The organism is Ruegeria sp. SAZD011 (assembly GCF_059612545.1).
On record NZ_JBXWQU010000040.1, the window covers coordinates 1 to 21,520 of the forward strand.

The window sequence follows — 21,520 nt, forward strand, 5'->3', positions numbered from 1 at the left end:
GCCGGTGAAGGGGGTTCTAGGCCCAACCAAAAAGAGTCGCAAGCACAAAAATACAAAAATCTCAAAAAATCTCAAAACAAGAGGAAGCTACAATATATTCAAAGCCTTAATGGGCTCTTGTGCGCAAGATGGAGTCAAACCCGACCCTGTCCCCCGGTCGAACGACCGTCAAACGACCGCGATCAGGACAGGAAGCGGGGGCATTGGTGCCGGAACCGATACCCTGGCTTCGGTCATCCCCAGATCCGCGACCAGGTTCTGGGTTTCAATGCGCGATTCTGCGACGTGTCACCGGGAGACGCGCGGCCAACAGGGCAAGGATCAGGCCCAGATAAATCAGCGGCTCGATCTGGAACCCTTTGGTCAGCATCAGGAAATGTATCGCGCCAAGCAGGACCGCCGGGTAAACCAGCCGGTGCAGTCGGCGCCATCCCTGTCCGAAACGCCGCACTGACCAATTGTTCGAGGTCAGAGCCAAGGGTAACAACAGTGCAAAACCCGCCATGCCAATGGTGACGAAGGGACGTTTGACGATATCGGCCCAGATCTGGGCCGGAATCTGGACGTCGAGCACCAACCAGACCAGAAGGTGGCAACTGACATAGTAGAATGACAGCACCCCTATGGCGCGGCGGAACCTCATCAGGTTCAGGCCGGCTATCCGCCGCAAGGGCGTTACGGCCAACCCGAGGATCAGCGCCTGTAACGCGAGTTCTCCAAGCCGGTGCTCAATGACCTTGGTGGGATCGACGCCCAACTGCCCCGTCGCGCCCAACCAGAGCCACACGGGTGCCGGCAACACCCCGATCAGATAGACCAGCCAGATCGGAATCCGGCGCAGCGATGCGTTCACCCGCTCCATGGGTCAGAAGTATTTCGCAAGATCCATGCCCTGGTAAAGGTCCGAGACCTCTTTTTCATAGCCGTTGAACATAAGCGTCGGCTGGCGTTTGGCGAAAAGACCGCCCCCGATGCGTCGCTCGCTGGCCTGGCTCCAGCGCGGGTGGTTCACCTCGGGGTTCACATTGCTGTAGAACCCGTATTCGTTCGGGATCGCCATGTTCCAGCTTGTCGGCGGCTCCTTGTCCGTCAGCGTGATCCGCACGATCGACTTGATCGACTTGAAGCCGTATTTCCATGGCACGACCAAACGCAGCGGTGCGCCGTTCTGATTGGGCAGCGGTTTGCCATAGAGGCCGGTGGCCATGAGTGTCAGCGGGTGCATCGCCTCGTCCAGCCTCAACCCCTCACGATAGGGCCATTCCAGCACCGGATAGCGGGTGCCGGGCATTTCCTCGGGCCGGTAGAGCGTTTCGAAAGCGACATATTTCGCCCCCTCCTGCACACCCGCCATGGCCAGCAGATCGGCCAGTTCGAACCCGTTCCAGGGGATCACCATGGACCAGGCCTCGACACAACGGAACCGATAGATTCGCTCTTCGATTGTCATCTCGGACAGGATGTCCTGATAATCATAGTCGCCGGGCCGGTCGACCATCCCGTCGATCTTGACCGACCACGGCTCGGTCTTGAGCAGATGAGCATAGGCCGCCGGGTCATCCTTGCCGGTGCCAAATTCGTAGAAATTGTTATAACTGGTGATCTCTTCCCAAGTGTTAGGCTCCAGCGTCTCGGCCCGCGCCCCTCCAGCCAGGGCCACCAGCCCCGCGCCAGTCATGCCCGCCATCAGTTGCCTGCGATTCATCCATGCCCCGCGCGGGGTCACGTCGGCGGGGGTCAGGTCGTTACTCCAGCGATGGGCCATCGGGATCTCCGTCTATGCCATTTCCCGGAAATGTATCCCGTCGCAAGGCACCGTCCAACGCAACTCGCATCACAGCTGCGTTGCCGTTCTGAAACAATCGTCTCCGTCAGACCACGCCCAGACGCCGCAAGCCGTCTTCGAACTGCCAGTTGCCACGGGCACGTTCCAGGCCTTCGGCGGCGCTGTTCACAGACGGATAAAGATCGTCCATCTGAACCGAGGTGCCGTCGTCGCAGACAATCCGCACATGCCGCCGCCGCATCAGTCGCGGTTCGGGGACACCAACCGAATGCGCGATGGTCTCCACCTCCTTGATGACCGAACGCGCATAGGCGGCGACGCGCTTTTCCTTTTCATGCACCACCAGCCCCTTTTGCAGCGAGGGGATATGGGTGGTGATGCCGGTGGGACAGGTGTTCTTGTTGCATTTCAGCGCCTGGATGCAGCCCAGAGAAAACATGAAGCCGCGCGCCGAGGTGATGAAATCGGCACCCAGGCAGATTGCCCAGGCCACATCGCCGGGCGCCACCAGCTTGCCACTGGCCACGATCCGGATCCGGTCGTGCAGCCCGGACAGATCGCGCAGGTCGACCATCCGGATCAGCGCCTCGCGCAACGGCAGGCCGACGAGATCAATGAGAGGCATCGGCGCGGCGCCGGTGCCTCCCTCGCCACCATCGACGGTGATGAAGTCGGGCGCGCTGTCATCCGCGCGCTCTCGAATCCGGCGGAAGAAATCGAACCAGGGATCGGCCGAGCCCATGCAGGTCTTGATCCCCACCGGCTTGCCGGTCACCTCGCGCACATGGGCGATGAGATCGAGCAGCCCGTCGAAATCGTCAACCTCGCGGTGACGGTTGGGCGAGATCGCATCCATCCCCATCGGTACACCGCGGATCTGCGAGATCTCGGCGTCGATCTTGGCCGCGGGCAGGATGCCGCCCTTGCCCGGCTTGGCGCCCTGGCTCAGCTTGATCTCGAACATCTTGACCTGTGGATGCGCCGCCACTTCGCGCAGCTTGTCGTCGCTCAGATTGCCCTCGGCATCGCGCACCCCGAACTTGGCGGTGCCGATCTGGAAAACGATGTCGGCGCCCCCCTCCAGATGATAGGGCGACAACCCGCCTTCGCCCGTGTTCATCCAGACGCCCGCCGCCTTGGCCCCCTTGGACAGCGCCAGAACCGCCGGTTTCGAAATCGCACCATAGGACATGCCCGAAATGTTGAAGATCGACGGCGCCGAATAGGGCTGGCGACAGGTCGGGCCAATCACCAGCGGCTCGGTCGCGCCGAACTGGTTGTCCAGCGGCGGAAACGGCGCGTTCATGAAGATGGGCGTGCCCGGAATGTTCAGGTTGCGGGTCGACCCGAAGGCCACCGTGTTCCCCTTGGCCTCGCTGGCATTATAGACCCAGTTCCGCTGCGCCCGGTTGAACGGCATCTCCTCCCGGTCCATGGCAAAGAAATACTGCCGAAAGAACTCTCCCAACTCGGTAAAGATGTTTCGGAACCGTCCGATGACGGGATAGTTCCGCCGGATCGCATCGCCGGTCTGGAACCGGTCGACAAAGAACAGGACAACGGCAGTCAGCATCATCAGGCCGATGACGCTGACAAAGACAAAGGCCATCACCTCGATTGCGTTATAGGCGAAACCCATGCGAAAACTCCTATATCTTGATGTGACGCAAAGCGGCGGAACTCTTTCCGATGCAGATTGGAGGCGAACCGTTCACGGTGCAACCCGCACGGCTACTATGGGAGAGAGCAATGAAACAGATGTTACTGGGCGCGGTGATCGCGCTGACCGCAGGGGCGGCATCCGCTCAGGATGCAGTTACCTATACGACCACTGATACATTCGAGGACGTCACCTTTGGCCTGGAAAGCGCGATTGTCGGGCGCGGACTGGTGATCGACAGCGTCAGCCATGTGGGTGACATGCTGGAACGCACCCGCGCCGATGTCGGCTCGGACGTGGTTCTGTTCGACGATGCAAAGGTGTTCTCGTTCTGCTCGGCCTCGCTGTCGCGCAAGGTGATGGAGGCCGATCCGATGAACATCGTATTCTGCCCCTATGGCATCTTCGTCGCCAAGCAGCCAGGCTCGGACGAGGTCACCATCGGATTCCGACAGTTCCCAGAGGGACCGATGCAGGAGGTTCAGACCCTTCTGGACGAGATCGCGCGCGAGGCGATCGGAGAGTAGACTTCAGCCGGGTTTACCGTCGCCCTCCGAACCAAGCGGTGGTTTCTGATCCAGTCCGGGCGTTCACGCGTATTCTTGTCATCAGACAGGAGTTCGCCATGACCAAACGCCCGGCCTGTATTGTTGCAACCCTCCTCGCCAGTGTGACCGGAGCGGCCGCGCTGGCGGGAAACGAATCCCGTTCAGTCGCCTATCCGCTGCCCGGCGGCTTGATTGAGGTCGTCGCCGATTTCTCGGAGAATTCGATTTATTGGTGCGGGGCCGGGGATCATGCGCTGAACCAGATGAGAAAGCCCGGCAATCAACGGCTCTATGTCTGGAAAGGCCCGTCCCCCAGCACCGCCCAAGCCGGCGCGCTGGCCGTCACATTCGGCTTCACCCCGCCGCCTCAGGGCGCCTCCCCCTCCCTGACCAATGACGTCGGGATCATCGGCAACACATTGTCCGTCAGTCAGGCCAAGAAAACCTGCGACGAACGCACCTCCAGCGGCTGAGCCTCAGGTCAGGTTGCCCCGTGACGGGTCAACCAGCGCATCCTCGCGCCCGATGGCAGTCACCATATAGACGATGTATCCCGAGATGATCGCCGCGAGGAAACACCAGATCGAGGTAAAGGCATAGGCGGCAAAGACAAAGCCCACCACGACCGATGCCAGGATCAGCCCCCCAAAGATGCGTATCTGAGGATGGGATGAACCCATCAACGGCACACAGATGACCAGCGCATAGACCAGCCGTGCCATGATCTTGGCGGTCTCGCCCGGAACCATGCTCGGGTTCTCATACTGGATCGAATGCTGCACAAGATAGATTTCGAGCGTTTCAGGCCGGACCAGCACCGGCAGGAAAAGCGTCGCGCCCAGACAGAAACCAAAGGTCGCCAGTCCCCAGAAGACCCGGCGTCGAAAAGGGTCAGGCTCGACCAAGGCCGAGGACAGCGGCACCCAGAATGGCCAGAACCAGTAGGCAAAGAACAGGAAAACCAGCGCCGCGCCCCCTGAAGGGACCGGGTCAGGGCCACTCATTGTCAGCCACAGCAGGCCTTCGGACAGTTGCTGCACACCAAAAAACAAGGAAAAGACCGCGAAACCCAGAAACCGCGGCCCGAGACTTCCTGTCCTGCGAAGCGCGACCGCGCCACCCGCGATCAGGGCGGCACCGGCAACAAAACTGGCCGTAGCCGAAAAGCACATGGCGACCTCCTTGGCGTAGGGTCCGCACTTGTGACGCAAGCTTAGGAAAGAACCGCGTTCCGGGCAAATGCCCCCGTTCACGAACTTGTCGCTTGCGCCCTGCCGATGCCAAATGGGTTGTTTCAAACAGGAAAAGGCCCGCCATTTCTGGCGGGCCTCTGGTTCAGTTCGCGCGGCGGCTCAATGCACGACGGCATCATCCGGGCGTGGCCGGTTCGAGCTGACCACGCGGTCGCCGATGATCAACCCTTCCTCGCCAGCGGTAATGGGGATGGTTTCGCCATCCTTGACCTCACCAGCCAGCAGCTTTTCGGCCAGCGGGTTCTGCAGATCGCGCTGGATCACCCGTTTCAGCGGGCGGGCACCATAAACCGGGTCATATCCCGCATCTGCCAGCCACTTGCGCGCCGCGTCGTCCAGTTCCAGCACGATCTTGCGCTGCGCCAGACGCTTGGCCAGGCGACCCATCTGGATCGACACGATCCCGTCCATGTCGGCGCGCTTGAGCCGGTCAAAGATGATCGTCTCGTCGAGCCGGTTCAGGAACTCGGGCCGGAAATGCGCCCGCACCGCATCCATCACGTCACGCCGTGCCTGGGCGCTGTCGGCGCCTTCGGGCAGTTGACTCAAGGCCTGGGAGCCGAGGTTCGAGGTCAACACGATCAGCGTCTGCTTGAAGTCGACGGTGCGGCCCTGACCATCGGTCAGCACGCCATCATCCAGTACCTGCAAGAGCACGTTGAACACATCCGGGTGGGCCTTTTCGACCTCGTCGAACAGCACCACCTGATAGGGCCTGCGGCGGACCGCCTCGGTCAGAACCCCGCCCTCGTCATAACCGACATAGCCCGGAGGCGCGCCGATCAGGCGGGCGACCGCGTGTTTCTCCATGAACTCGGACATGTCGATGCGCACCATCGCATTGTCGTCGTCAAACAGATACTCGGCCACCGCCTTGGTCAGCTCGGTCTTGCCCACACCGGTGGGCCCGAGGAACAGGAACGAGCCCAGCGGGCGGTTCTCGTCATTCAGACCCGCGCGCGCCCGGCGCACGGCATTGGCCACCGCCTTGACCGCGGTATCCTGGCCGATGACACGCCGATGCAGCTCGTCTTCCATCCGCAGCAGCTTCTCGCGTTCGCCTTCGAGCATCTTCGAGGTCGGAATGCCGGTCCAGCGTTCGACCACCGCCGCGATCTGTTCGGGGCGCACGGTTTCCTCGGCCATCAGGTCCGATCCTTCGCGGTTCTCGGACTCGGCCAGCTGCTTCTCCAGAGCTGGAATGATGCCATAGCTAAGCTCACCGGCACGGGCCAGGTTTCCTTCGCGCTTGGCGATCTCCAGTTCGGCGCGGGCACGGTCGAGCTGTTCCTTGACGGATTGCGCCGCGTTCATCTTGTCCCGAGATGCCTGCCACTGCGCTGTCATCTCGGCGGATTTCTCCTGCAAATCGGCAAGATCCTTTTGCAACGTGGCAAGCCGATCCTGCGAGGCGTCGTCTTTCTCTTTCTTCAGCGCCTCTTCCTCGATCTGCAATTGCAGGATCTGACGGTCGAGCTGGTCCAGCGCCTCGGGCTTGCTGTCGACCTCCATCCGCAGGCGGCTGGCCGCCTCGTCCATCAGGTCGATCGCCTTGTCGGGCAGGAACCGGTCGGTGATATAGCGATGGCTGAGCGTCGCCGCCGAGACCAGCGCCGAGTCGGAGATGCTCACACCGTGGTGCAGCTCGTATTTCTCCTTGATGCCGCGCAGGATGCTGATCGTGTCCTCGACGGTCGGCTCTTCGACCATCACCGGCTGGAACCGGCGGGCCAGGGCCGCGTCCTTTTCCACATATTTACGGTATTCATCCAGCGTGGTGGCGCCGATGCAGTGCAATTCGCCGCGCGCCAGCGCCGGTTTGATCAGGTTGGCCGCGTCCATGGCACCATCGGATTTACCGGCGCCGACCAGCGTGTGCATCTCGTCGATGAACAGGATGATTTCACCCGCAGCCTCGGTGACCTCGGTCAGAACCGCCTTCAGCCGTTCCTCGAACTCGCCACGGTATTTCGCGCCTGCGATCAGCGCGCCCATGTCGAGCGCCAAGAGCTTCTTGTCGCGCAGGCTCTCGGGCACATCGCCGTTGACGATGCGCAGCGCGAGGCCCTCGGCGATGGCGGTCTTGCCGACGCCCGGCTCGCCGATCAGGACGGGATTATTCTTTGTCCGTCGGCTGAGCACCTGCATCGAGCGGCGGATTTCCTCGTCGCGCCCGATGATCGGGTCGATCTTGCCCTCGGCTGCGGCCTCGGTCAGGTCGCGCGCGTATTTCTTGAGCGCGTCATAGCCCTCTTCCGCGCTGGCCGTGTCGGCAGTACGCCCCTTGCGGATATCGTTGATCGCCTCGTTGAGCTTCTGCGCGGTCACGGAACCGGCATCCAGCGCCTCCTTGGCCTTGGATTTGACCATGCAAAGCGCCATCAGCACCCGCTCGACCGGCACGAAACTGTCGCCTGCCTTCTTGGCGATCTTCTCGGCCTCGTCCAGCACCTTGGCGGTCTGACCGTCGAGATAGACCTGGGCCGCGTCGCCGCTGACCTTGGGGATCTTGGACAGCGCCACATCCAGCGCCTCGACCACGCGCGACGGCGCGCCGCCGGCGCGGGTGATCAGGTTGCTCGCCAGCCCCTGATCGTCATCCATCAATGCCTTGAGAAGGTGTTCGGGCGTCAAACGCTGGTGCCCTTCGCGCAGGGCAATCGTCTGCGCCGCCTGCACGAATCCACGTGCCCGCTCGGTGAACTTCGACAAGTCCATCTTTCTCTCCTTTTTCAAGCGCCCAAGGGTGTCTGCGCCCGCCAGGCGGCGCGCATCGGTCTGGGCCTCGCATTCAATCTGGGGAATGCCACGATATCTTCAAGGGGGTCGCAAAGGGTTTACCGAAATTGATCCAATTGGCTACAATTTCCCCTGTTTCCGCCCTGATTTGGTAATATTTCTGAGGTCTCCTGACAGGGAGCTACGGAGGCCCCAATGCAGATTACCAATGTCGAAATCTCTCAGTATCATGTTTGCCCCGACACTGCTCGCCATTCGGCCAGCGTCTGCATGACGCTCGCGGATCGGGTCGTGACCCTGTTCTGCTCGCTTGAGTTGCCCGAAGGGATCAGCCCTCTTGCCCGCGCGCAGGCCTTTGTCGGCGATGCGATGCGCCAACTGCGCCGGATGCCCGAGTTCCGGTCGGGCAAGCAGCAGCTGCACCTGCAGGACCACGCCCTGCCCGCGGTGGCCTGAGCCGCCAGGCATCCGCGCTATCAGAGCAACGCGGCAGGCGTATGCGGGCCTCGCCTCTGCGGGCGGGCGCGGGTACCTCACCCCGCTTGCCTCGACGGGATCGTCCCAGTATGAACGGGCAACCCGAGCCGGAGGACCCCCACATGACAGACAAGATGCTTGCCGACGATCGCCTGATCGTCGCCCTTGACGTGCCCAACGCCGTGGCTGGACTGGCTCTGGCCGAGCGGTTGGGCGACGCAGTTTCCTTCTACAAGATCGGGCTGGGGATGCTCACCGGCGGCGGCCTGGCGCTGGCCAACGAACTGAAGCAGGAACATGGCAAGCGCATCTTCCTGGACATGAAACTGTTCGATATCGGCAATACGGTCGAGGCGGCGGTGCGGGGGCTCGCACAGTTCGACCTGGATTTCCTGACCGTGCATGGCGACCCGCATGTGGTGCGCGCCGCCAAGGAAGGCGCCGCGGGCAAGGATCTCAAGATCCTGGCCGTTACGGTGCTTACTTCCTTGAACCGCGACGATCTGGATGCGGCGCTGATCAAACCCGGCGAGGTGCAGGATCTGGTTCTGGAACGGGCCTCTCGCGCTTTCGAGGCCGGGGCCGACGGCGTCATCGCCAGCCCGCACGAGGCCGCCGCGCTGCGGGCATTGCCCGAAGCTGCCGGACGGCTGATCGTGACACCAGGCGTCCGTCCGACCGGGGCCGCACTGGGCGATCAGAAACGCGTGGCGACCCCCGCTGACGCGCTTGCCCAAGGGGCCGATCATATCGTCGTCGGGCGCCCTGTGGTGCAAGCGGCGGACCCGCGTGCAAGCGCTCTGGCCATTCTGGACAGCATAAAAAATTTGTCACACGCATGATCGTTGCGGCAATGATGTTGACCTAAGGTCAGCTGTACCCGTCATAACGACCTGAAAACAGGCGCGTTCTGCCCGAAACGCGCCATTTTGCCGCTGTGCCGGAAAAAACACATCGAAAAGGCGAGTTTCCGGGGTCTGGATATCCAGCCTACCGCCGAGGGCTTTTTTGAGCGATTCTAAACCCGAGACACTCCCCAACGAACCATCTCTTCCTGAGGTTCGTTACCTCCCCCCGCCTTTGGCGCGGGGGGTCTTTCTTGTCAGGTCGACTCACACCCCCGGCTTTGTAAGGACGCATCGAGACCAAAGCGTCGATAACTTGAACTTTCGAGATACTGTGCGATCCGATCGGCGAAATGCGGGATCGCTCGGGGATGCCGGATATAATCAGCCGGTGCCATCAAGCGCCAACCCTGCCCCTCGTCCCCAAATTGAATCCTGTCGACATACCCCTCAGCCAAGTGGGCTGTGAAAAACCACATACGGCCTGTCGGGCGCATATAGCTTACACCCCAGCCGACCCGTTCGCCCGGCACAACAAGCCCAACCTCCTCGCGGGTTTCACGCAAGGCACAGTCGAGCGGAGATTCCTCTCCTTCACGCCCTCCTCCTGGCAGATCCCAATGGTCGGGAAAGGGGATGTCGGGGCGGTCGTCGCGACGGATCACCAAAAGCTGTGACCCCAGAAACAGGGCCAGTTTTGCGCCGGCAAACCGTGTCGTTGCCTCAGTCACCTTTTCACTCCGCATCGAGTCGGGCTAAATAGGACCAGCCACGTGCCTGACTTGCAACCGGATACACCCGATGAACACCGCATCCGGTCTTTGCCGCGATTGCCTGACCCGCACCGGAACATCCCGGCGCTGCCCGGCCTGTAACAGCCCGCGCGTGCTGCGCCATCCGGAACTGGATAGCCTGACCATCGCCCATATGGATTGCGACGCCTTTTACGCCAGCGTCGAAAAGCGGGACAATCCGGACCTGGCCGACAAGCCGGTGATCATCGGGGGCGGCAAGCGCGGTGTGGTTTCGACGGCTTGTTACGTCGCCCGCATTCGCGGCGTCCGCTCGGCGATGCCGATGTTTCAGGCGTTAAAGCTGTGCCCCGACGCCGTGGTGATCAAACCGCGCATGTCGGTCTATGCCGAGGTGTCGAAACAGATCCGCGCCCTGATGGACGAGCTGACACCGGTGGTCGAACCGCTCTCATTGGACGAGGCCTTCATGGATCTGACCGGCACCCAGCGTCTGCATGGGCATCCTCCGGCGGTGATGCTGGCGCGGCTGGTCAAGCGGATGAAGGATGAGTTGGGCGTGACCGGCTCGATCGGGCTGAGCCATAACAAGTTTCTGGCCAAGGTGGCCTCGGATCTCGAAAAGCCGCGGGGATTCTCGGTGATCGGACGGGCCGAGACGGCGGATTTCCTGCGTGACAAGCCGGTGCGCCTGATATGGGGGATCGGCCCGGCGGCGCAGGAGCAGCTGGAACGTGCCGGGATCCGCACCTTCACCGACCTGCTTCGATGGGAGCAGGAGGCGCTGATCGCCCGCTTCGGTTCCATGGGACAGCGGTTGTGGCATCTGGCACGCGGCGAGGATCGCCGTCGCGTGTCTGCACATGACCCGATCAAGTCGATCAGCAACGAGACCACATTCTTCGAGGACACCGCCGATCTGGACGTGCTGGACGGCCATATCTGGCGAATGGCAGAGAAGGTAGCCGACCGGGCCAAGGCCCGCGGGCTGGCAGGCCGCGTGGTGACATTGAAGCTGAAGCGTGCCAATCATCGGATCCTGTCAAGGCAGCACTCGCTGCGCGACCCGACCCAGATGGCCGACCGGATCTATCGCACTGCACGCGCGCTTTTCGACCAGTTGGGCGATCAAGGCCCTTACCGGCTCCTTGGCTGCGGGTTGTCGCATCTTTGCCCCGAGACCGAGTCGGATGTCTCGGGCGACCTCCTCGACCCGCAGGCGGCCCAGCGCGCCCGCGCCGAACGCGCGACAGACGCCATCCGCAAACGCTTTGGCGCGGATGCGATCATCAAGGGCCGCGGGATGCGCTGAGCGCGCCCTGTCCCGGCACCCGCCCCCAACAGAAACATCACAGCGAGAGAGATGATTACATCCGATTTCTGCCGTGTCATGGCCAGCTACAACAGCTGGCAGAATCAGTCCCTGATCAGTGCTGCCGACGATCTGTCGCATGCCGCGCGCTGGTTGGATCGGGGGGCCTTTTTCGGGTCGATCGGCGCAACGCTCAATCACCTTTATTGGGCGGACGCACTGATCCTTGCCCGCCTCAATGGCAACGAACGCCCGCAAGACACGATCCGGCATTCACTGACCGATCCCTCTGACTGGTCTGACTACAAGACACGGCGCAAGGCGCGCGACCGGGAGATCGAGGATTGGGCCGAAACGCTGAGCGATGACGATCTTACCGGCACCGTCACCTGGTATCAGGCGGATGGAACAACCCGCATCGTTATGTCCAAATCCCTCTGCGCCGCGCAGCTGTTCAATCACCAGACCCATCATCGCGGGCAGGTCCATGCCATGTTGACAGCAGCCGGGGCCACACCCGAGGCCACGGATCTGACCGCATTTGTCTGACCTGTCGCTACTCCGCCGCCAACGGCAGGCGCTGTTGCCCGATAGACGCGATCTCGGACACCACCTTACGCAGCAGATCCCGCATCGCATCGAAATTCGCATTGGGGCGAATTGTTGCTTCGTGCATGTAGAGCCCGCGGTCGATCTCGATCTGGATCGCATGCTGGCGGCGCGACGGGCGGCCATAGGCCTGGGTCACATAGGCACCCGCAAATGGCGTGTTGCGCACCACATGCAGTCCGGCCCCGGCAAAGGCGGCTTCGACCCTCTCCACGATCTCCGGCGCGGCGGAGGCACCGAACCGGTCGCCCAAAACCACATCAGGCCTGCGCGCGGCGGCACGTGCGCTGCTTTCCACCGCCTCTCGCGGCATCGAGTGGCAATCGATCAGAATCGCCTGACCGAAAGCGGCATGCGCCTCGTTCAATAGATGCTGAAGCCGCGTGTGATAGGGATGCCAGACCGCGTGCAGGCGATGGTCCGCCTCGGCCCGGCTGAGCTTGCCCCGATAGATGGCCCGCCCACCCGCCACCACGCGGGGAATCACCCCCAGCCCCGAGGCGACGCGTGGATTGTGCCCGACCTTGCGCACCCCTTCGATCAGGGCCGGGTCCAGCTCGTCCGCACTGCGGTTGAGGTCGAGATAGGCGCGCGGCGCCGCGGCACAAAGAAGCGGCGCACCGAAACTTGGGGCGCAATCGAACAGCAGATCGACAAAAGCATCCTCGGAGGATCGAATCGCATGGTCATCCAGAGCCGTCTGCGCCAGAAACCGCGCATCGTAGTGCGCACCGCTATGAGGCGAGGCAAAAACCACGCTGGAGGTACGTGCGGCGGGCAGGGTCAGATGATAAGCGGTATTGGTCATGCGGCCTCCGGGATCAACAAAATCATAGACCGGAAAATAGTTCGATCAAAAGCCCTTGATCCCCCCGCCGACTCCTTTTATAGACCCCGCTTACCGGCGCGGGCTACCGCGCCCCATTACGTTCTGGGGCAGGCACGCGACGGCAATCATGGGCGGTTAGCTCAGTGGTAGAGCACTACGTTGACATCGTAGGGGTCACAAGTTCGAACCTTGTACCGCCCACCATGATTTCACGCCTCTGTTCACACAGGGGACCCGCGTAACCCAGGCGCTGGCCCGCGCCGCAGGAATTGGAGACGACCATGAAGGTCAGGAACTCGCTCCGCTCGCTCAAGTCCCGCCACCGGGACTGCCGCGTCGTGCGTCGCAAAGGCCGCGTCTATGTGATCAACAAGACGCAGCGCAAGTTCAAAGCCCGCCAGGGCTGAACTGTCGCAAGACATTCGAGCTTCAATCAAAACCGCGCCCATGGGCGCGGTTTTGTTGTTGCGGGGTGGCGATTTCCAGGTTCCCGCACCGGGCCTGGACGCGTTAGGCTTCTCTTGCGCAGGGAGAGGCCGCCATGTCCGACAAGCCAAACATCATTCTCATTCTCGCCGACGACCTGGGATTTGCCGATCTGGGATGTACCGGGTCCGAGATCCGAACCCCCAATATCGATGGGCTGGCGCGCGGCGGCGCCCTGCTGACGGCGATGTACAATTGCGCGCGGTGCTGTCCGACGCGGGCCTCGCTGTTGACCGGGCTTTACCCGCATAATGCCGGGATCGGCCATATGGGGGCCGATCTGGGCACGCCCGCCTATCGCGGCTTTCTGCGCAACGACTGCGCCACCATTGCCGAGCACCTGCGGGCGGCGGGCTATCGCACCTGCATGTCGGGCAAGTGGCATGTGGGCGGGGATTTCATGGCGCGCGAGGTAGACAGCTGGCGGGTGGGCGATATCGACCACCCCACCCCGCGCCAGCGCGGGTTCGACCGGTTCTATGGCATCGTCGACGGTGTCACGCATTTCTTCTCGCCGCATTATATGCTCGAGGACGATACGCGCGTCGAAACCTATCCGGACGACTTCTATTTCACCGATGCGATCACCGACAAGGCCATCGGCATGGTCGAGGAGGCGGTCGAGATGGAGCAGCCCTTCTTCCTCTACCTCGCCCATACCGCGCCGCATTGGCCGCTGCATGCGCATCCCGAGGATATCGCGCGTTATGACGGGGTCTATGGGCGCGGCTGGGACGCGCTGCGCAACAGCCGCCACGAGACGATGAACGCGATGGGCCTGTTTCAGACCAACTGGCAGATCAGCCCGCGCGACGAGGACGTCTGCCCCTGGGAGACCGCACCACACAAGGATTGGGAAGCGCGCAAGATGGCCACCTATGCCGCCATGGTGGACCGGATGGACCAGTCCATCGGCACGCTGCTGGCGGCATTGAAACGGATGGGCCAGTTCGACAACACCCTGATCCTGTTTCTCAGCGACAATGGCGGCTGTGCCGAATTCATGGCCGAGGATGGCTGGGCCAAGTTCTTTCCCGATACCACTCATGACGGGCGGCATATCGAGATGGGCAACCGACCCGAGATCATGCCCGGCAGCGCGCTGACCTATCAGAGCTATGACAAGCCCTGGGCCAATGTGTCGAACGCGCCGTTCCGCAAGTTCAAGCATTACGTGCACGAGGGCGGCATCTCGACCCCGCTGATCGCCCACTGGCCCGGCAGGATCGCGGCTGCCGCGCCGCTGCATGCGCCCTGTCACGTGGTCGACATCCTGCCGACGATCCTGGAGGTCGCGGGCGCACAGCCGATTGCGGAACTGGGCGGGCATGGAATGCAGCCCCTGCAAGGCGAGAGCCTGCTGGGCCTGCTGCGCGGCAAGGAATGGGAACGCGAACAGCCGATCTTTTTCGAGCACGAGGGCAACAGCGCCATTCGTCTGGGTCAGTTCAAGCTGGTGCGGCTGCACGGGCAGGACTGGGAGTTTTACGACATCGAGGCCGACAGGACCGAGCTGCATGACCTGATCCGGGGCGAGCCCGGCCGGGCAAAGGCGATGGTGGCCGAGTACCAGGACTGGGCCGACAAGACCGGCGTGCTGGACTGGGCCATCGCCCTGCCCCGGCTGCTGGCGGCCTGGCAGATGGACAATGCCGAGGGGTGACTGCGACGGAATTACCCGACTGAAATAATCGGTTTTACTTGCATCCGACCCGAAATCGGGTAATTGACTATTTCAGTCAGATTAACTGAATCGCGAGAGACCCATGTTCAAGACCACCACCGCCATCGCGCTTGCCCTGTTCGCCACTTCGGCCATCGCCGAGGGCGAACTGAACCTTTATTCGTCGCGCCACTATGACACAGACGAGCGGCTCTATTCCGATTTCGAAGACGCCACCGGCATCCGCATCAACCGGATCGAGGGCAAGGCCGATGAGCTGATCGCCCGCATGCAGGCCGAGGGCGCAAATTCGCCCGCCGATATTCTGCTGACCGTCGACACCTCGCGCCTGGCGCGTGCCAAGGAGGCCGGTCTGCTGCAAGCCATCGACAGCGCGGTGCTCGAAGACCGCATTCCCGCCAACCTGCAGGACAACGACAACCAGTGGTTCGGTTTCTCGCAGCGCGCGCGGCTCTACTTCTACGACAAGGCCAGCGTGAGCACCCCGCCTGCCACCTATCTCGATCTGGCCGATCCCGCCTACAAGGGGCAGGTCTGCATCCGCTCTTCCACCAACACCTATAACCAGACCCTGCTGGCCTCGATCATCACCCATCACGGCGAAGATATCGCGCGCGACTGGGCCGAGGGCGTGGTCGCCAACATGGCACGCGAACCGCAGGGCGGCGATACCGACCAGTTGCGTGGCATTGTATCGGGCGAATGCGGCATCGCGGTTTCCAACTCCTACTACTTCGCCCGCGCCCTGCGCAGCGACGTCAAGGGGCTGAGCGCCGAGATCGACAAGATCGGCATCGCCTTCCCCTCGCAGGACGCCGAAGGCGCGCATATGAACCTGTCGGGCGGCGGCGTGGCCGCCCACGCACCAAACCGCGACAATGCAGTCAAGTTCCTAGAATACCTCGCGAGCGATCAGGCACAGGTCTATTTCTCGAACGGCAACGATGAATACCCCGCCGTCGCCGGAGTGGACCTGGCCGAGAACGTGGCCGCACTGGGCGAGTTCAAGGCCGACGCGGTGAACCTGTCCGAGGTGGCCGCCAACATTCCGATGGCGCAGAAGATCTTCAACGAGGTCGGCTGGAAATAAGCCAACCCGCCCGGAAGACAAAGGCGCGGGACCCTCGCCCGCGCCATTTTTCATGCCTGTTGGTCAGGACCACTTACTTGCCGCGCCCGACCTGACGGCAGATCAGGATCACCGGCAACAGCCCCATCGCCAGGATCACCAGCGACGGCACCGCCGCCCCCTCCAGCCGTTCGTCGCTGGCCAGGCGATAGGCCTGCACCGCCAAAGTGTCAAAGTTGAAGGGGCGCATGATCAATGTCGCGGGCAGCTCCTTCATCACATCGACGAAAACGATCAGCAGCGCCGTCAACAACGAGGGGGTCAGGATCGGCAGGTGGATACGGCGGAGCGTGCCCAGCGGCCCCTGCCCCAGCGACCGGGCGGCGGCATCCATATTGGCATGCACCATGCTCTGCCCGCCCTCATAGGCGCCAAGCGCCGCTGCCAAGAACCGCACCATATAGGCCGCGATCAACAGCCAGATAGATCCGGTGATCAACAGCCCGGTGGACAGGCCGAACTGGGCTCGCATCCATGCATCCAGCGCGTTGTCAAAGGCGGCAAAGGGCACGATCAGCCCGACCGCGATTACCCCCCCCGGCACCGCATATCCCAGCCGCGCCAGATAGGCGGCCCCGTCCGAGCGCCGCCCCGGCCTGAGCCGCTGGAAGAAGCCGACGCAGATCGCTGCTGTCACCGTCACCACAGCCGCCGTACCCGCCAGCGTCAGCGAGTTGCGAATAAACCCGACATAGCGGCGCGACAGCAGGTCCTGTTCGGATTCCAGCCCCATTTGCACCAGGATCACCACCGGCAGGACAAAGCCCAGAACCACCGGGACCGCGCATAAGGTAAAGGCACCCAGCGCGCGCCATCCCGTCAGCTCGCCCGCCGGCAGCCCCGCATGCCGGCGCCCGGACTGGTAATAGCGCGCCTTGCCACGCTGGGTGCGCTCGGCCACTGCCAGCAGCAGGGCAAATCCCAGCAGACACAGCGCCAGCTGCGCCGCCGCCGCCCGGTCGGCCATCGAGAACCAGCTGGTATAGATGCCGGTGGCAAAGGTCTGTACCCCGAAATAGGCCACCGTGCCGAAATCGGCGATGGTCTCCATCACCGCCAGCAGCACCCCGCCCGCGATCGCGGGCCGCGCCATCGGCAGCGACACCCGCCAGAAGGCCGCCCATGGCCCGGTTCCCAGCGCCCGCGCCGCCAGAAAGGCACTTGCGCTTTGTTGCAGGAAGGCCGCCCGCGCCAGCAGGTAGACATAAGGGTAAAGCACCAGGATCAGCATCACCGCCGCGCCTTCGGTCGAGCGGATCTCGGGGAACCAGTAGTCGCGCGGTCCCCAGCCCGTCACCTGACGCAGGGTCGTCTGCACCACGCCCGGATGGTCCAGCACAAAGGTATACGCATAGGCCAGCACATAGGCGGGAAAGGCCAGCGGCAGCACCAGCGCGATTTCCAGCAAACGCACGCCGGGAAACCGTGTCATCGTCACCAGCCAGGCCGCCCCCACGCCCACGGCAAAGGTCCCGGCGGCCACCAGCGCGACCAGCAGCAAGGTTGTCGCCGCATAACCCGGCAACACGGTCTCGAGCAGATGGCTCAGCGTTTCGGTGCCGCCGGTCAACGCCGCCAGCGCCACCGCCACCATGGGCAACAGGCAAGCCGTGGCAATGGCATAGGCCAGTCCGCCCAGCAGGCGGGTGCCCGAAGACAGACGGCGGCGGGAGCCATGGGCGGCATATCGGGTTTCGGCCATCGCGGGTCCTGGCGGGTATTGCGGTTCTACCGCTCCTTAATCGACCAGATTAGTCGGAAATACCAGTGCCTGAGGGGATATTCCCTCTCTCCTCGCCCCTGCGGGCAGGGCGCAAAACGACGCGGCCCCGCGCGGATTCCTCTGCGCGGGGCCATCTGTATCTGTCAGGCGGGATCAGTCGTAGCGACGCTGATCCTCGATCACCAGACCGTCCTTGGGCAGGCTGCCCGGAGCCACGACCTCGATCACGCCCTTGAGCTTGAGCACTTCGGCAACCGATCGGGCATAGGCCGCATCATCGCCGCCGCTGCTTTCGATCTGCACCGTCATGGCATCCATCTCGCCCACGCGGGTGGCGATCACCCGCGCCTTGACGATCTCGGCGTGTTTGTCGACCAGAGCCGCCACCTGTTCAGGACGCACGAACATGCCCTTGATCTTGGTGGTCTGGTCGGCACGTCCCATCCAGCCCTTGATCCGCATATTGGTGCGTCCGCAGGGCGAATGACCCGACAGGACGGCGGACATGTCACCGGTGGCAAAGCGGATGAGCGGATAGTCGGGGTTGAGGGAGGTCACCACGACCTCGCCCACCTCGCCCGGCGCCACCGGCGTTCCTGTGCCGGGGGTGACGATTTCGACGATCACGTGTTCGTCGACGATCATCCCCTCCATCGCCGCGCTTTCATAGGCGATATTACCCAGGTCGGCGGTGGCATAACATTGCAGGCACGAAATGCCACGATCGGCATATTCCTTGCGCAGCGAAGGGAACAGCGCCCCGCCCCCTACTGCCGCCCTGGTAAAGCTGAGCGTAACGCCCATCTCCTCGGCCTTGTCGAGAATGACCTTGAGGTAATCGGGCGTACCGGCATAGGCGGTGCAGCCGATATCGCGCGCGGCGGTCACCTGCAATTCGGTCTGGCCGGTACCGGCGGGAAGCACGGCCGCACCGACCGCCCGAGCGCCGTTTTCAAAGATCATGCCAGCGGGTGTCAGGTGATAGCCAAAGCAGTTCTGCACGATATCGCCCTGCCCGATACCCGCGGCATGCAGGAAACGGCCCATCCGCCACCAGTCATGATCGGTGCCGCCCGGTTCATAGATCGGTCCGGGTGACTGGAACACATGGGCAAACCCGTGCGCCGGCTTGACGGTGAAACCGCCAAATGGGGGGTGCTCGCTCTGCGCCCGGCTCAACTCCGACTTGCGCAGCACCGGCAACGCCGCCAGAGCCTGCAAATCCGTGATTGCGGCCGGGTCGACATCGGCCAGCAGCCGCGCAAATCCATGAGCGGATTTGGCGCGTGCGATCTGCTCGGGCAGGTCGCGCGCCAGATCAGCGGTGCGTTGGTCGTCCGAGCGTGTTTCAAGCGTGTCAAAATGGGTCATGGCATGATCCTTCATCAGCTCAGCCACCGCTTGCGACGACGGTACGAGCGCACGTCGCGGAAGCTCTTGCGGCCCTCATCGGACATGCCGAGATAGAATTCCTTGACGTCCGGGTTCTCGCGCAGATCCTTGGCAGGGCCATCCATCACCACACGGCCCGATTCCAGGATATAGCCGTAATGGGCATAGCGCAGCGCCACGTTGGTGTTTTGCTCGGCCAACAGGAAAGACACGCCTTCCTTTTCGTTCAGGTCGCGCACGATCTCAAAGATCTCTTCGACCAACTGCGGCGCCAGACCCATCGAGGGTTCGTCCAGCAGAATGGTCTCGGGCCGCGACATCAGCGCCCGCCCCATCGCCACCATCTGCTGCTCACCGCCCGAGGTATAGCCTGCCTGACTGCGGCGGCGCTCCTTGAGGCGGGGGAAATAGTTGTAGACCAGTTCGAGATCACGCTGAATGTTGGCGCCGCCATCCTTGCGGGTATAGGCGCCGGTCAGGAGGTTTTCCTCGACGGTCAGGTGTTCGAAACAATGACGGCCTTCCATCACCTGGATCACGCCCTTGGTTACCAGGGCGGCCGGGTCCTGTTCGTGAATGGTCTCGCCGCGGTACTTGATCGACCCTTTGGTCACCTCACCGCGTTCGGAATGCAGCAGGTTCGACACTGCCTTGAGCGTTGTCGTCTTGCCGGCGCCGTTACCACCCAGCAGCGCGGTTATCCCGCCCTTGGGCACGGTGAGGCTGACACCCTTGAGCACGAGGATCACGTGATTGTAGATCACCTCGATATTGTTGACCTCCAGCAGGGTTTCCACCTGCGTATCCGTGGTTGTTGCCGCATCCAGCATCCGCGCTTGTCCTCATTGGCCCCGGTTCGCCGGGGATGATCGGGGTGGGACGGCGGCGGACCGCCGTCCCGGGTTCGATGCGAGCCCGATTGCCGGGCCCGGTCACACGCTTAGTTGCAGCGCGGCGAGATGTTGTTCTCGGTCGCGTAGGCGTTCGAGTCTTCCTCGATCAGCGCACCGATGACTTCGCTGTCGGTCGGTTTGAAGTTCGAGATCAGCGACCAGGTCTTGGATGCCGCATCCCACTGGGTCACGCCGACCAGGGCGTCACCGCCGTGGTTGCTGCACGACACCGAGAAGGCCGGGCCAAAGTTCGGCAGGCCCAGTTCGGCCATCTTCGCTTCGGTCATTTCCAGTGCTTCCATACCGTCGCGCATGTCGGCGGCGGTGATGTCGGCCTTGCCCGAAATCTCCTGTGCCTTCTTGGCGGCTTCGGCGGCCAGCATGGCGGCATAGAGACCACGGTTGTAGAGAACGGTACCAACCTGGTCACCGGCGCCGGCGGCCTTACCTGCGTCGATCACGTATTTCTGCAGATCGTCGAACAGCGGGAAATCGGTGCCGACGTTGTGGAAGGTCAGCGCCTTGTAGCCATTGGCGGCGTCACCGGCGGGCAGCACGTCGTTTTCCGAACCCGACCACCAGATGCCGATGAAGTTTTCCATCGGGAAGCGGATGTTGGCGGCTTCCTGCACCGCGACCTGGTTCATCACGCCCCAGCCCCACATCAGCACAAAGTCAGGCTTGTCGCGACGGATTTGCAGCCACTGCGATTTCTGCTCCTGACCCGGATGGTCGACCGGCAGGGTGCTCAGCTCGAAACCGTGCTTCTTGCTCAGCTCTTCCAGGGTACGGATCGGTTCCTTGCCATAGGCAGAGTTGTGATAGACCAGGGCGATCTTCTTGCCCTTGATGTCGCCACCGTTGCTCTCCAACAGATAGTTCACCGCACCCGAGGCACCATCCCAGTAGTTGGCGGGATAGTTGAAGACATGGCTGAACACGTTGCCGTTCTTGGCCGAGGTACGGCCATAACCCATCGAGTGGATCGCGATGCCGTCAGCGGTGGCTTTGGGGATCAGCTGATAGGTAATGCCGGTCGACAGCGGCTGATACACCAGGGCGCCCTGGCCCTTGGTGGATTCATAGCATTCGACACCCTTTTCGGTATTATAGCCGGTTTCGCATTCCAGCACGTTGGCCTTGACGCCGCCGATGCCGCCATCACGCTCGTTGAGCAGGGTGAAATAGTCGGCATAGCCGTCGGCAAACGGGATACCGCCCGCGGCATAGGGGCCAGTGCGATAGCTGAGCGACGGGAAAGTCAGGTCAGCCAGAGCCGGACCTGCGGCCATCAAGGCGCCCAGCGCCACGGTTGCCAGTTTCATTTTCATCGGGTTTTTCCTCCCTTGGTTTTGACCGATGGTGGTGTACGGGGCGATCCTACCGCCCCGTATCGGGATGCG

The 21,520-nt window shown here is 62.7% G+C and carries 20 protein-coding genes and 1 tRNA gene; 10 read left to right on the forward strand and 11 right to left on the reverse strand.

Annotated elements, in window-relative coordinates; genetic code table 11:
- Nucleotides 1–265 precede the first annotated feature (265 nt).
- The 3 genes from msrQ to AC2FLM_RS19430 all read right to left on the reverse strand — a co-directional run bounded on the left by msrQ (nucleotide 266) and on the right by AC2FLM_RS19430 (nucleotide 3,425).
- Entirely contained in the window at nucleotides 266–862 is a 597-nt protein-coding gene (msrQ, locus tag AC2FLM_RS19420; RefSeq protein ID WP_496859557.1) for a protein-methionine-sulfoxide reductase heme-binding subunit MsrQ, read from the reverse strand.
- A 3-nt stretch (nucleotides 863–865) separates the two neighbouring features.
- Nucleotides 866–1,765 (reverse strand): protein-methionine-sulfoxide reductase catalytic subunit MsrP, encoded by a 900-nt coding sequence (gene msrP / locus AC2FLM_RS19425; RefSeq protein WP_496859558.1) that lies wholly within the window; start codon nucleotides 1,763–1,765, stop codon nucleotides 866–868.
- Nucleotides 1,766–1,871: 106 nt separating this feature from the next.
- The gene (locus tag AC2FLM_RS19430; RefSeq protein ID WP_496859559.1) at nucleotides 1,872–3,425 is read right to left on the reverse strand and encodes an FMN-binding glutamate synthase family protein; all 1,554 of its coding nucleotides are present in this window, start codon (nucleotides 3,423–3,425) and stop codon (nucleotides 1,872–1,874) included.
- A 110-nt stretch (nucleotides 3,426–3,535) separates the two neighbouring features.
- Between AC2FLM_RS19430 and AC2FLM_RS19435 the strand changes: the two genes are divergently transcribed.
- Nucleotides 3,536–3,973, forward strand: a complete 438-nt coding sequence (locus AC2FLM_RS19435; RefSeq protein ID WP_496859560.1) for a DUF302 domain-containing protein — start codon at nucleotides 3,536–3,538, stop codon at nucleotides 3,971–3,973.
- 98 nt (nucleotides 3,974–4,071) lie between these two features.
- On the forward strand, nucleotides 4,072–4,467 hold the full coding sequence (locus AC2FLM_RS19440) for a hypothetical protein (protein WP_496859561.1): 396 nt from the start codon (nucleotides 4,072–4,074) through the stop codon (nucleotides 4,465–4,467).
- A 3-nt stretch (nucleotides 4,468–4,470) separates the two neighbouring features.
- Here AC2FLM_RS19440 and AC2FLM_RS19445 read toward each other — a convergent pair whose 3' ends face one another.
- Both AC2FLM_RS19445 and clpB read right to left on the reverse strand, forming a co-directional pair.
- Complete coding sequence (locus tag AC2FLM_RS19445) at nucleotides 4,471–5,166, reverse strand: DUF6629 family protein (RefSeq protein WP_496859562.1); 696 nt, start codon at nucleotides 5,164–5,166, stop codon at nucleotides 4,471–4,473.
- 180 nt (nucleotides 5,167–5,346) lie between these two features.
- Nucleotides 5,347–7,965: an ATP-dependent chaperone ClpB gene (gene clpB, locus AC2FLM_RS19450; RefSeq protein WP_496859563.1), complete on the reverse strand. Its 2,619-nt coding sequence runs from the start codon at nucleotides 7,963–7,965 to the stop codon at nucleotides 5,347–5,349.
- A gap of 216 nt (nucleotides 7,966–8,181) precedes the next feature.
- Here clpB and AC2FLM_RS19455 point away from each other — a divergent pair, with 216 nt between their 5' ends.
- Together AC2FLM_RS19455 and pyrF are read left to right on the forward strand one after the other, a co-directional pair.
- Entirely contained in the window at nucleotides 8,182–8,442 is a 261-nt protein-coding gene (locus AC2FLM_RS19455) for a hypothetical protein (RefSeq protein ID WP_234169218.1), read from the forward strand.
- Nucleotides 8,443–8,585: 143 nt separating this feature from the next.
- Complete coding sequence (gene pyrF / locus AC2FLM_RS19460; RefSeq protein WP_496859564.1) at nucleotides 8,586–9,305, forward strand: orotidine-5'-phosphate decarboxylase; 720 nt, start codon at nucleotides 8,586–8,588, stop codon at nucleotides 9,303–9,305.
- Between the two features lie 260 nt (nucleotides 9,306–9,565).
- On the opposite strand, the gene AC2FLM_RS19465 is transcribed toward pyrF, so the two are convergent.
- Nucleotides 9,566–10,039 carry an NUDIX hydrolase gene (locus AC2FLM_RS19465; RefSeq protein ID WP_496859565.1) on the reverse strand — a complete coding sequence of 158 codons (474 nt, stop codon included), beginning with the start codon at nucleotides 10,037–10,039 and terminating at the stop codon, nucleotides 9,566–9,568.
- Between the two features lie 70 nt (nucleotides 10,040–10,109).
- On the opposite strand from AC2FLM_RS19465, the gene AC2FLM_RS19470 reads away from it, so the two are divergent.
- Nucleotides 10,110–11,372 carry a DNA polymerase IV gene (locus tag AC2FLM_RS19470; RefSeq protein WP_496859566.1) on the forward strand — a complete coding sequence of 421 codons (1,263 nt, stop codon included), beginning with the start codon at nucleotides 10,110–10,112 and terminating at the stop codon, nucleotides 11,370–11,372.
- 51 nt (nucleotides 11,373–11,423) lie between these two features.
- Nucleotides 11,424–11,921, forward strand: coding sequence for a DinB family protein (locus AC2FLM_RS19475; RefSeq protein ID WP_496859567.1), 498 nt, complete (start codon nucleotides 11,424–11,426; stop codon nucleotides 11,919–11,921).
- A 7-nt stretch (nucleotides 11,922–11,928) separates the two neighbouring features.
- On the opposite strand, the gene AC2FLM_RS19480 is transcribed toward AC2FLM_RS19475, so the two are convergent.
- Nucleotides 11,929–12,789 carry an N-formylglutamate amidohydrolase gene (locus tag AC2FLM_RS19480; protein WP_496859568.1) on the reverse strand — a complete coding sequence of 287 codons (861 nt, stop codon included), beginning with the start codon at nucleotides 12,787–12,789 and terminating at the stop codon, nucleotides 11,929–11,931.
- A gap of 150 nt (nucleotides 12,790–12,939) precedes the next feature.
- Here AC2FLM_RS19480 and AC2FLM_RS19485 point away from each other — a divergent pair.
- The 4 genes from AC2FLM_RS19485 to AC2FLM_RS19500 all read left to right on the forward strand — a co-directional run bounded on the left by AC2FLM_RS19485 (nucleotide 12,940) and on the right by AC2FLM_RS19500 (nucleotide 16,070).
- Nucleotides 12,940–13,014, forward strand: a tRNA-Val gene (locus tag AC2FLM_RS19485).
- A gap of 77 nt (nucleotides 13,015–13,091) precedes the next feature.
- Nucleotides 13,092–13,217, forward strand: coding sequence for a type B 50S ribosomal protein L36 (gene ykgO / locus AC2FLM_RS19490; RefSeq protein WP_011048967.1), 126 nt, complete (start codon nucleotides 13,092–13,094; stop codon nucleotides 13,215–13,217).
- Between the two features lie 134 nt (nucleotides 13,218–13,351).
- Nucleotides 13,352–14,959 (forward strand): arylsulfatase, encoded by a 1,608-nt coding sequence (locus AC2FLM_RS19495; protein ID WP_496859569.1) that lies wholly within the window; start codon nucleotides 13,352–13,354, stop codon nucleotides 14,957–14,959.
- A gap of 103 nt (nucleotides 14,960–15,062) precedes the next feature.
- Complete coding sequence (locus AC2FLM_RS19500) at nucleotides 15,063–16,070, forward strand: Fe(3+) ABC transporter substrate-binding protein (RefSeq protein WP_496859570.1); 1,008 nt, start codon at nucleotides 15,063–15,065, stop codon at nucleotides 16,068–16,070.
- 73 nt (nucleotides 16,071–16,143) lie between these two features.
- Here the strand turns inward: AC2FLM_RS19500 and AC2FLM_RS19505 are convergent, their stop codons facing one another.
- The 4 genes from AC2FLM_RS19505 to AC2FLM_RS19520 all read right to left on the reverse strand — a co-directional run bounded on the left by AC2FLM_RS19505 (nucleotide 16,144) and on the right by AC2FLM_RS19520 (nucleotide 21,448).
- On the reverse strand, nucleotides 16,144–17,811 hold the full coding sequence (locus AC2FLM_RS19505) for an ABC transporter permease (protein ID WP_234144313.1): 1,668 nt from the start codon (nucleotides 17,809–17,811) through the stop codon (nucleotides 16,144–16,146).
- A gap of 174 nt (nucleotides 17,812–17,985) precedes the next feature.
- Nucleotides 17,986–19,203, reverse strand: coding sequence for a phenylacetate--CoA ligase family protein (locus AC2FLM_RS19510; RefSeq protein ID WP_496859572.1), 1,218 nt, complete (start codon nucleotides 19,201–19,203; stop codon nucleotides 17,986–17,988).
- Between the two features lie 14 nt (nucleotides 19,204–19,217).
- Nucleotides 19,218–20,054 carry an ABC transporter ATP-binding protein gene (locus AC2FLM_RS19515; RefSeq protein WP_234138717.1) on the reverse strand — a complete coding sequence of 279 codons (837 nt, stop codon included), beginning with the start codon at nucleotides 20,052–20,054 and terminating at the stop codon, nucleotides 19,218–19,220.
- Nucleotides 20,055–20,164: 110 nt separating this feature from the next.
- Nucleotides 20,165–21,448, reverse strand: a complete 1,284-nt coding sequence (locus tag AC2FLM_RS19520; RefSeq protein ID WP_496859573.1) for an ABC transporter substrate-binding protein — start codon at nucleotides 21,446–21,448, stop codon at nucleotides 20,165–20,167.
- Nucleotides 21,449–21,520 lie beyond the last annotated feature (72 nt).

Coding starts and splice junctions, on each gene's coding strand:
- msrQ (WP_496859557.1), bottom strand. CDS start 862: ATGGAGCGGGTGAACGCATCGCTGCGCCGGATTCCGATCTGGCTGGTC.
- msrP (WP_496859558.1), bottom strand. CDS start 1,765: ATGGCCCATCGCTGGAGTAACGACCTGACCCCCGCCGACGTGACCCCG.
- AC2FLM_RS19430 (WP_496859559.1), bottom strand. CDS start 3,425: ATGGGTTTCGCCTATAACGCAATCGAGGTGATGGCCTTTGTCTTTGTC.
- AC2FLM_RS19435 (WP_496859560.1), top strand. CDS start 3,536: ATGAAACAGATGTTACTGGGCGCGGTGATCGCGCTGACCGCAGGGGCG.
- AC2FLM_RS19440 (WP_496859561.1), top strand. CDS start 4,072: ATGACCAAACGCCCGGCCTGTATTGTTGCAACCCTCCTCGCCAGTGTG.
- AC2FLM_RS19445 (WP_496859562.1), bottom strand. CDS start 5,166: ATGTGCTTTTCGGCTACGGCCAGTTTTGTTGCCGGTGCCGCCCTGATC.
- clpB (WP_496859563.1), bottom strand. CDS start 7,965: ATGGACTTGTCGAAGTTCACCGAGCGGGCACGTGGATTCGTGCAGGCG.
- AC2FLM_RS19455 (WP_234169218.1), top strand. CDS start 8,182: ATGCAGATTACCAATGTCGAAATCTCTCAGTATCATGTTTGCCCCGAC.
- pyrF (WP_496859564.1), top strand. CDS start 8,586: ATGACAGACAAGATGCTTGCCGACGATCGCCTGATCGTCGCCCTTGAC.
- AC2FLM_RS19470 (WP_496859566.1), top strand. CDS start 10,110: ATGAACACCGCATCCGGTCTTTGCCGCGATTGCCTGACCCGCACCGGA.
- AC2FLM_RS19475 (WP_496859567.1), top strand. CDS start 11,424: ATGATTACATCCGATTTCTGCCGTGTCATGGCCAGCTACAACAGCTGG.
- AC2FLM_RS19480 (WP_496859568.1), bottom strand. CDS start 12,789: ATGACCAATACCGCTTATCATCTGACCCTGCCCGCCGCACGTACCTCC.
- ykgO (WP_011048967.1), top strand. CDS start 13,092: ATGAAGGTCAGGAACTCGCTCCGCTCGCTCAAGTCCCGCCACCGGGAC.
- AC2FLM_RS19495 (WP_496859569.1), top strand. CDS start 13,352: ATGTCCGACAAGCCAAACATCATTCTCATTCTCGCCGACGACCTGGGA.
- AC2FLM_RS19500 (WP_496859570.1), top strand. CDS start 15,063: ATGTTCAAGACCACCACCGCCATCGCGCTTGCCCTGTTCGCCACTTCG.
- AC2FLM_RS19505 (WP_234144313.1), bottom strand. CDS start 17,811: ATGGCCGAAACCCGATATGCCGCCCATGGCTCCCGCCGCCGTCTGTCT.
- AC2FLM_RS19510 (WP_496859572.1), bottom strand. CDS start 19,203: ATGACCCATTTTGACACGCTTGAAACACGCTCGGACGACCAACGCACC.
- AC2FLM_RS19515 (WP_234138717.1), bottom strand. CDS start 20,054: ATGCTGGATGCGGCAACAACCACGGATACGCAGGTGGAAACCCTGCTG.
- AC2FLM_RS19520 (WP_496859573.1), bottom strand. CDS start 21,448: ATGAAAATGAAACTGGCAACCGTGGCGCTGGGCGCCTTGATGGCCGCA.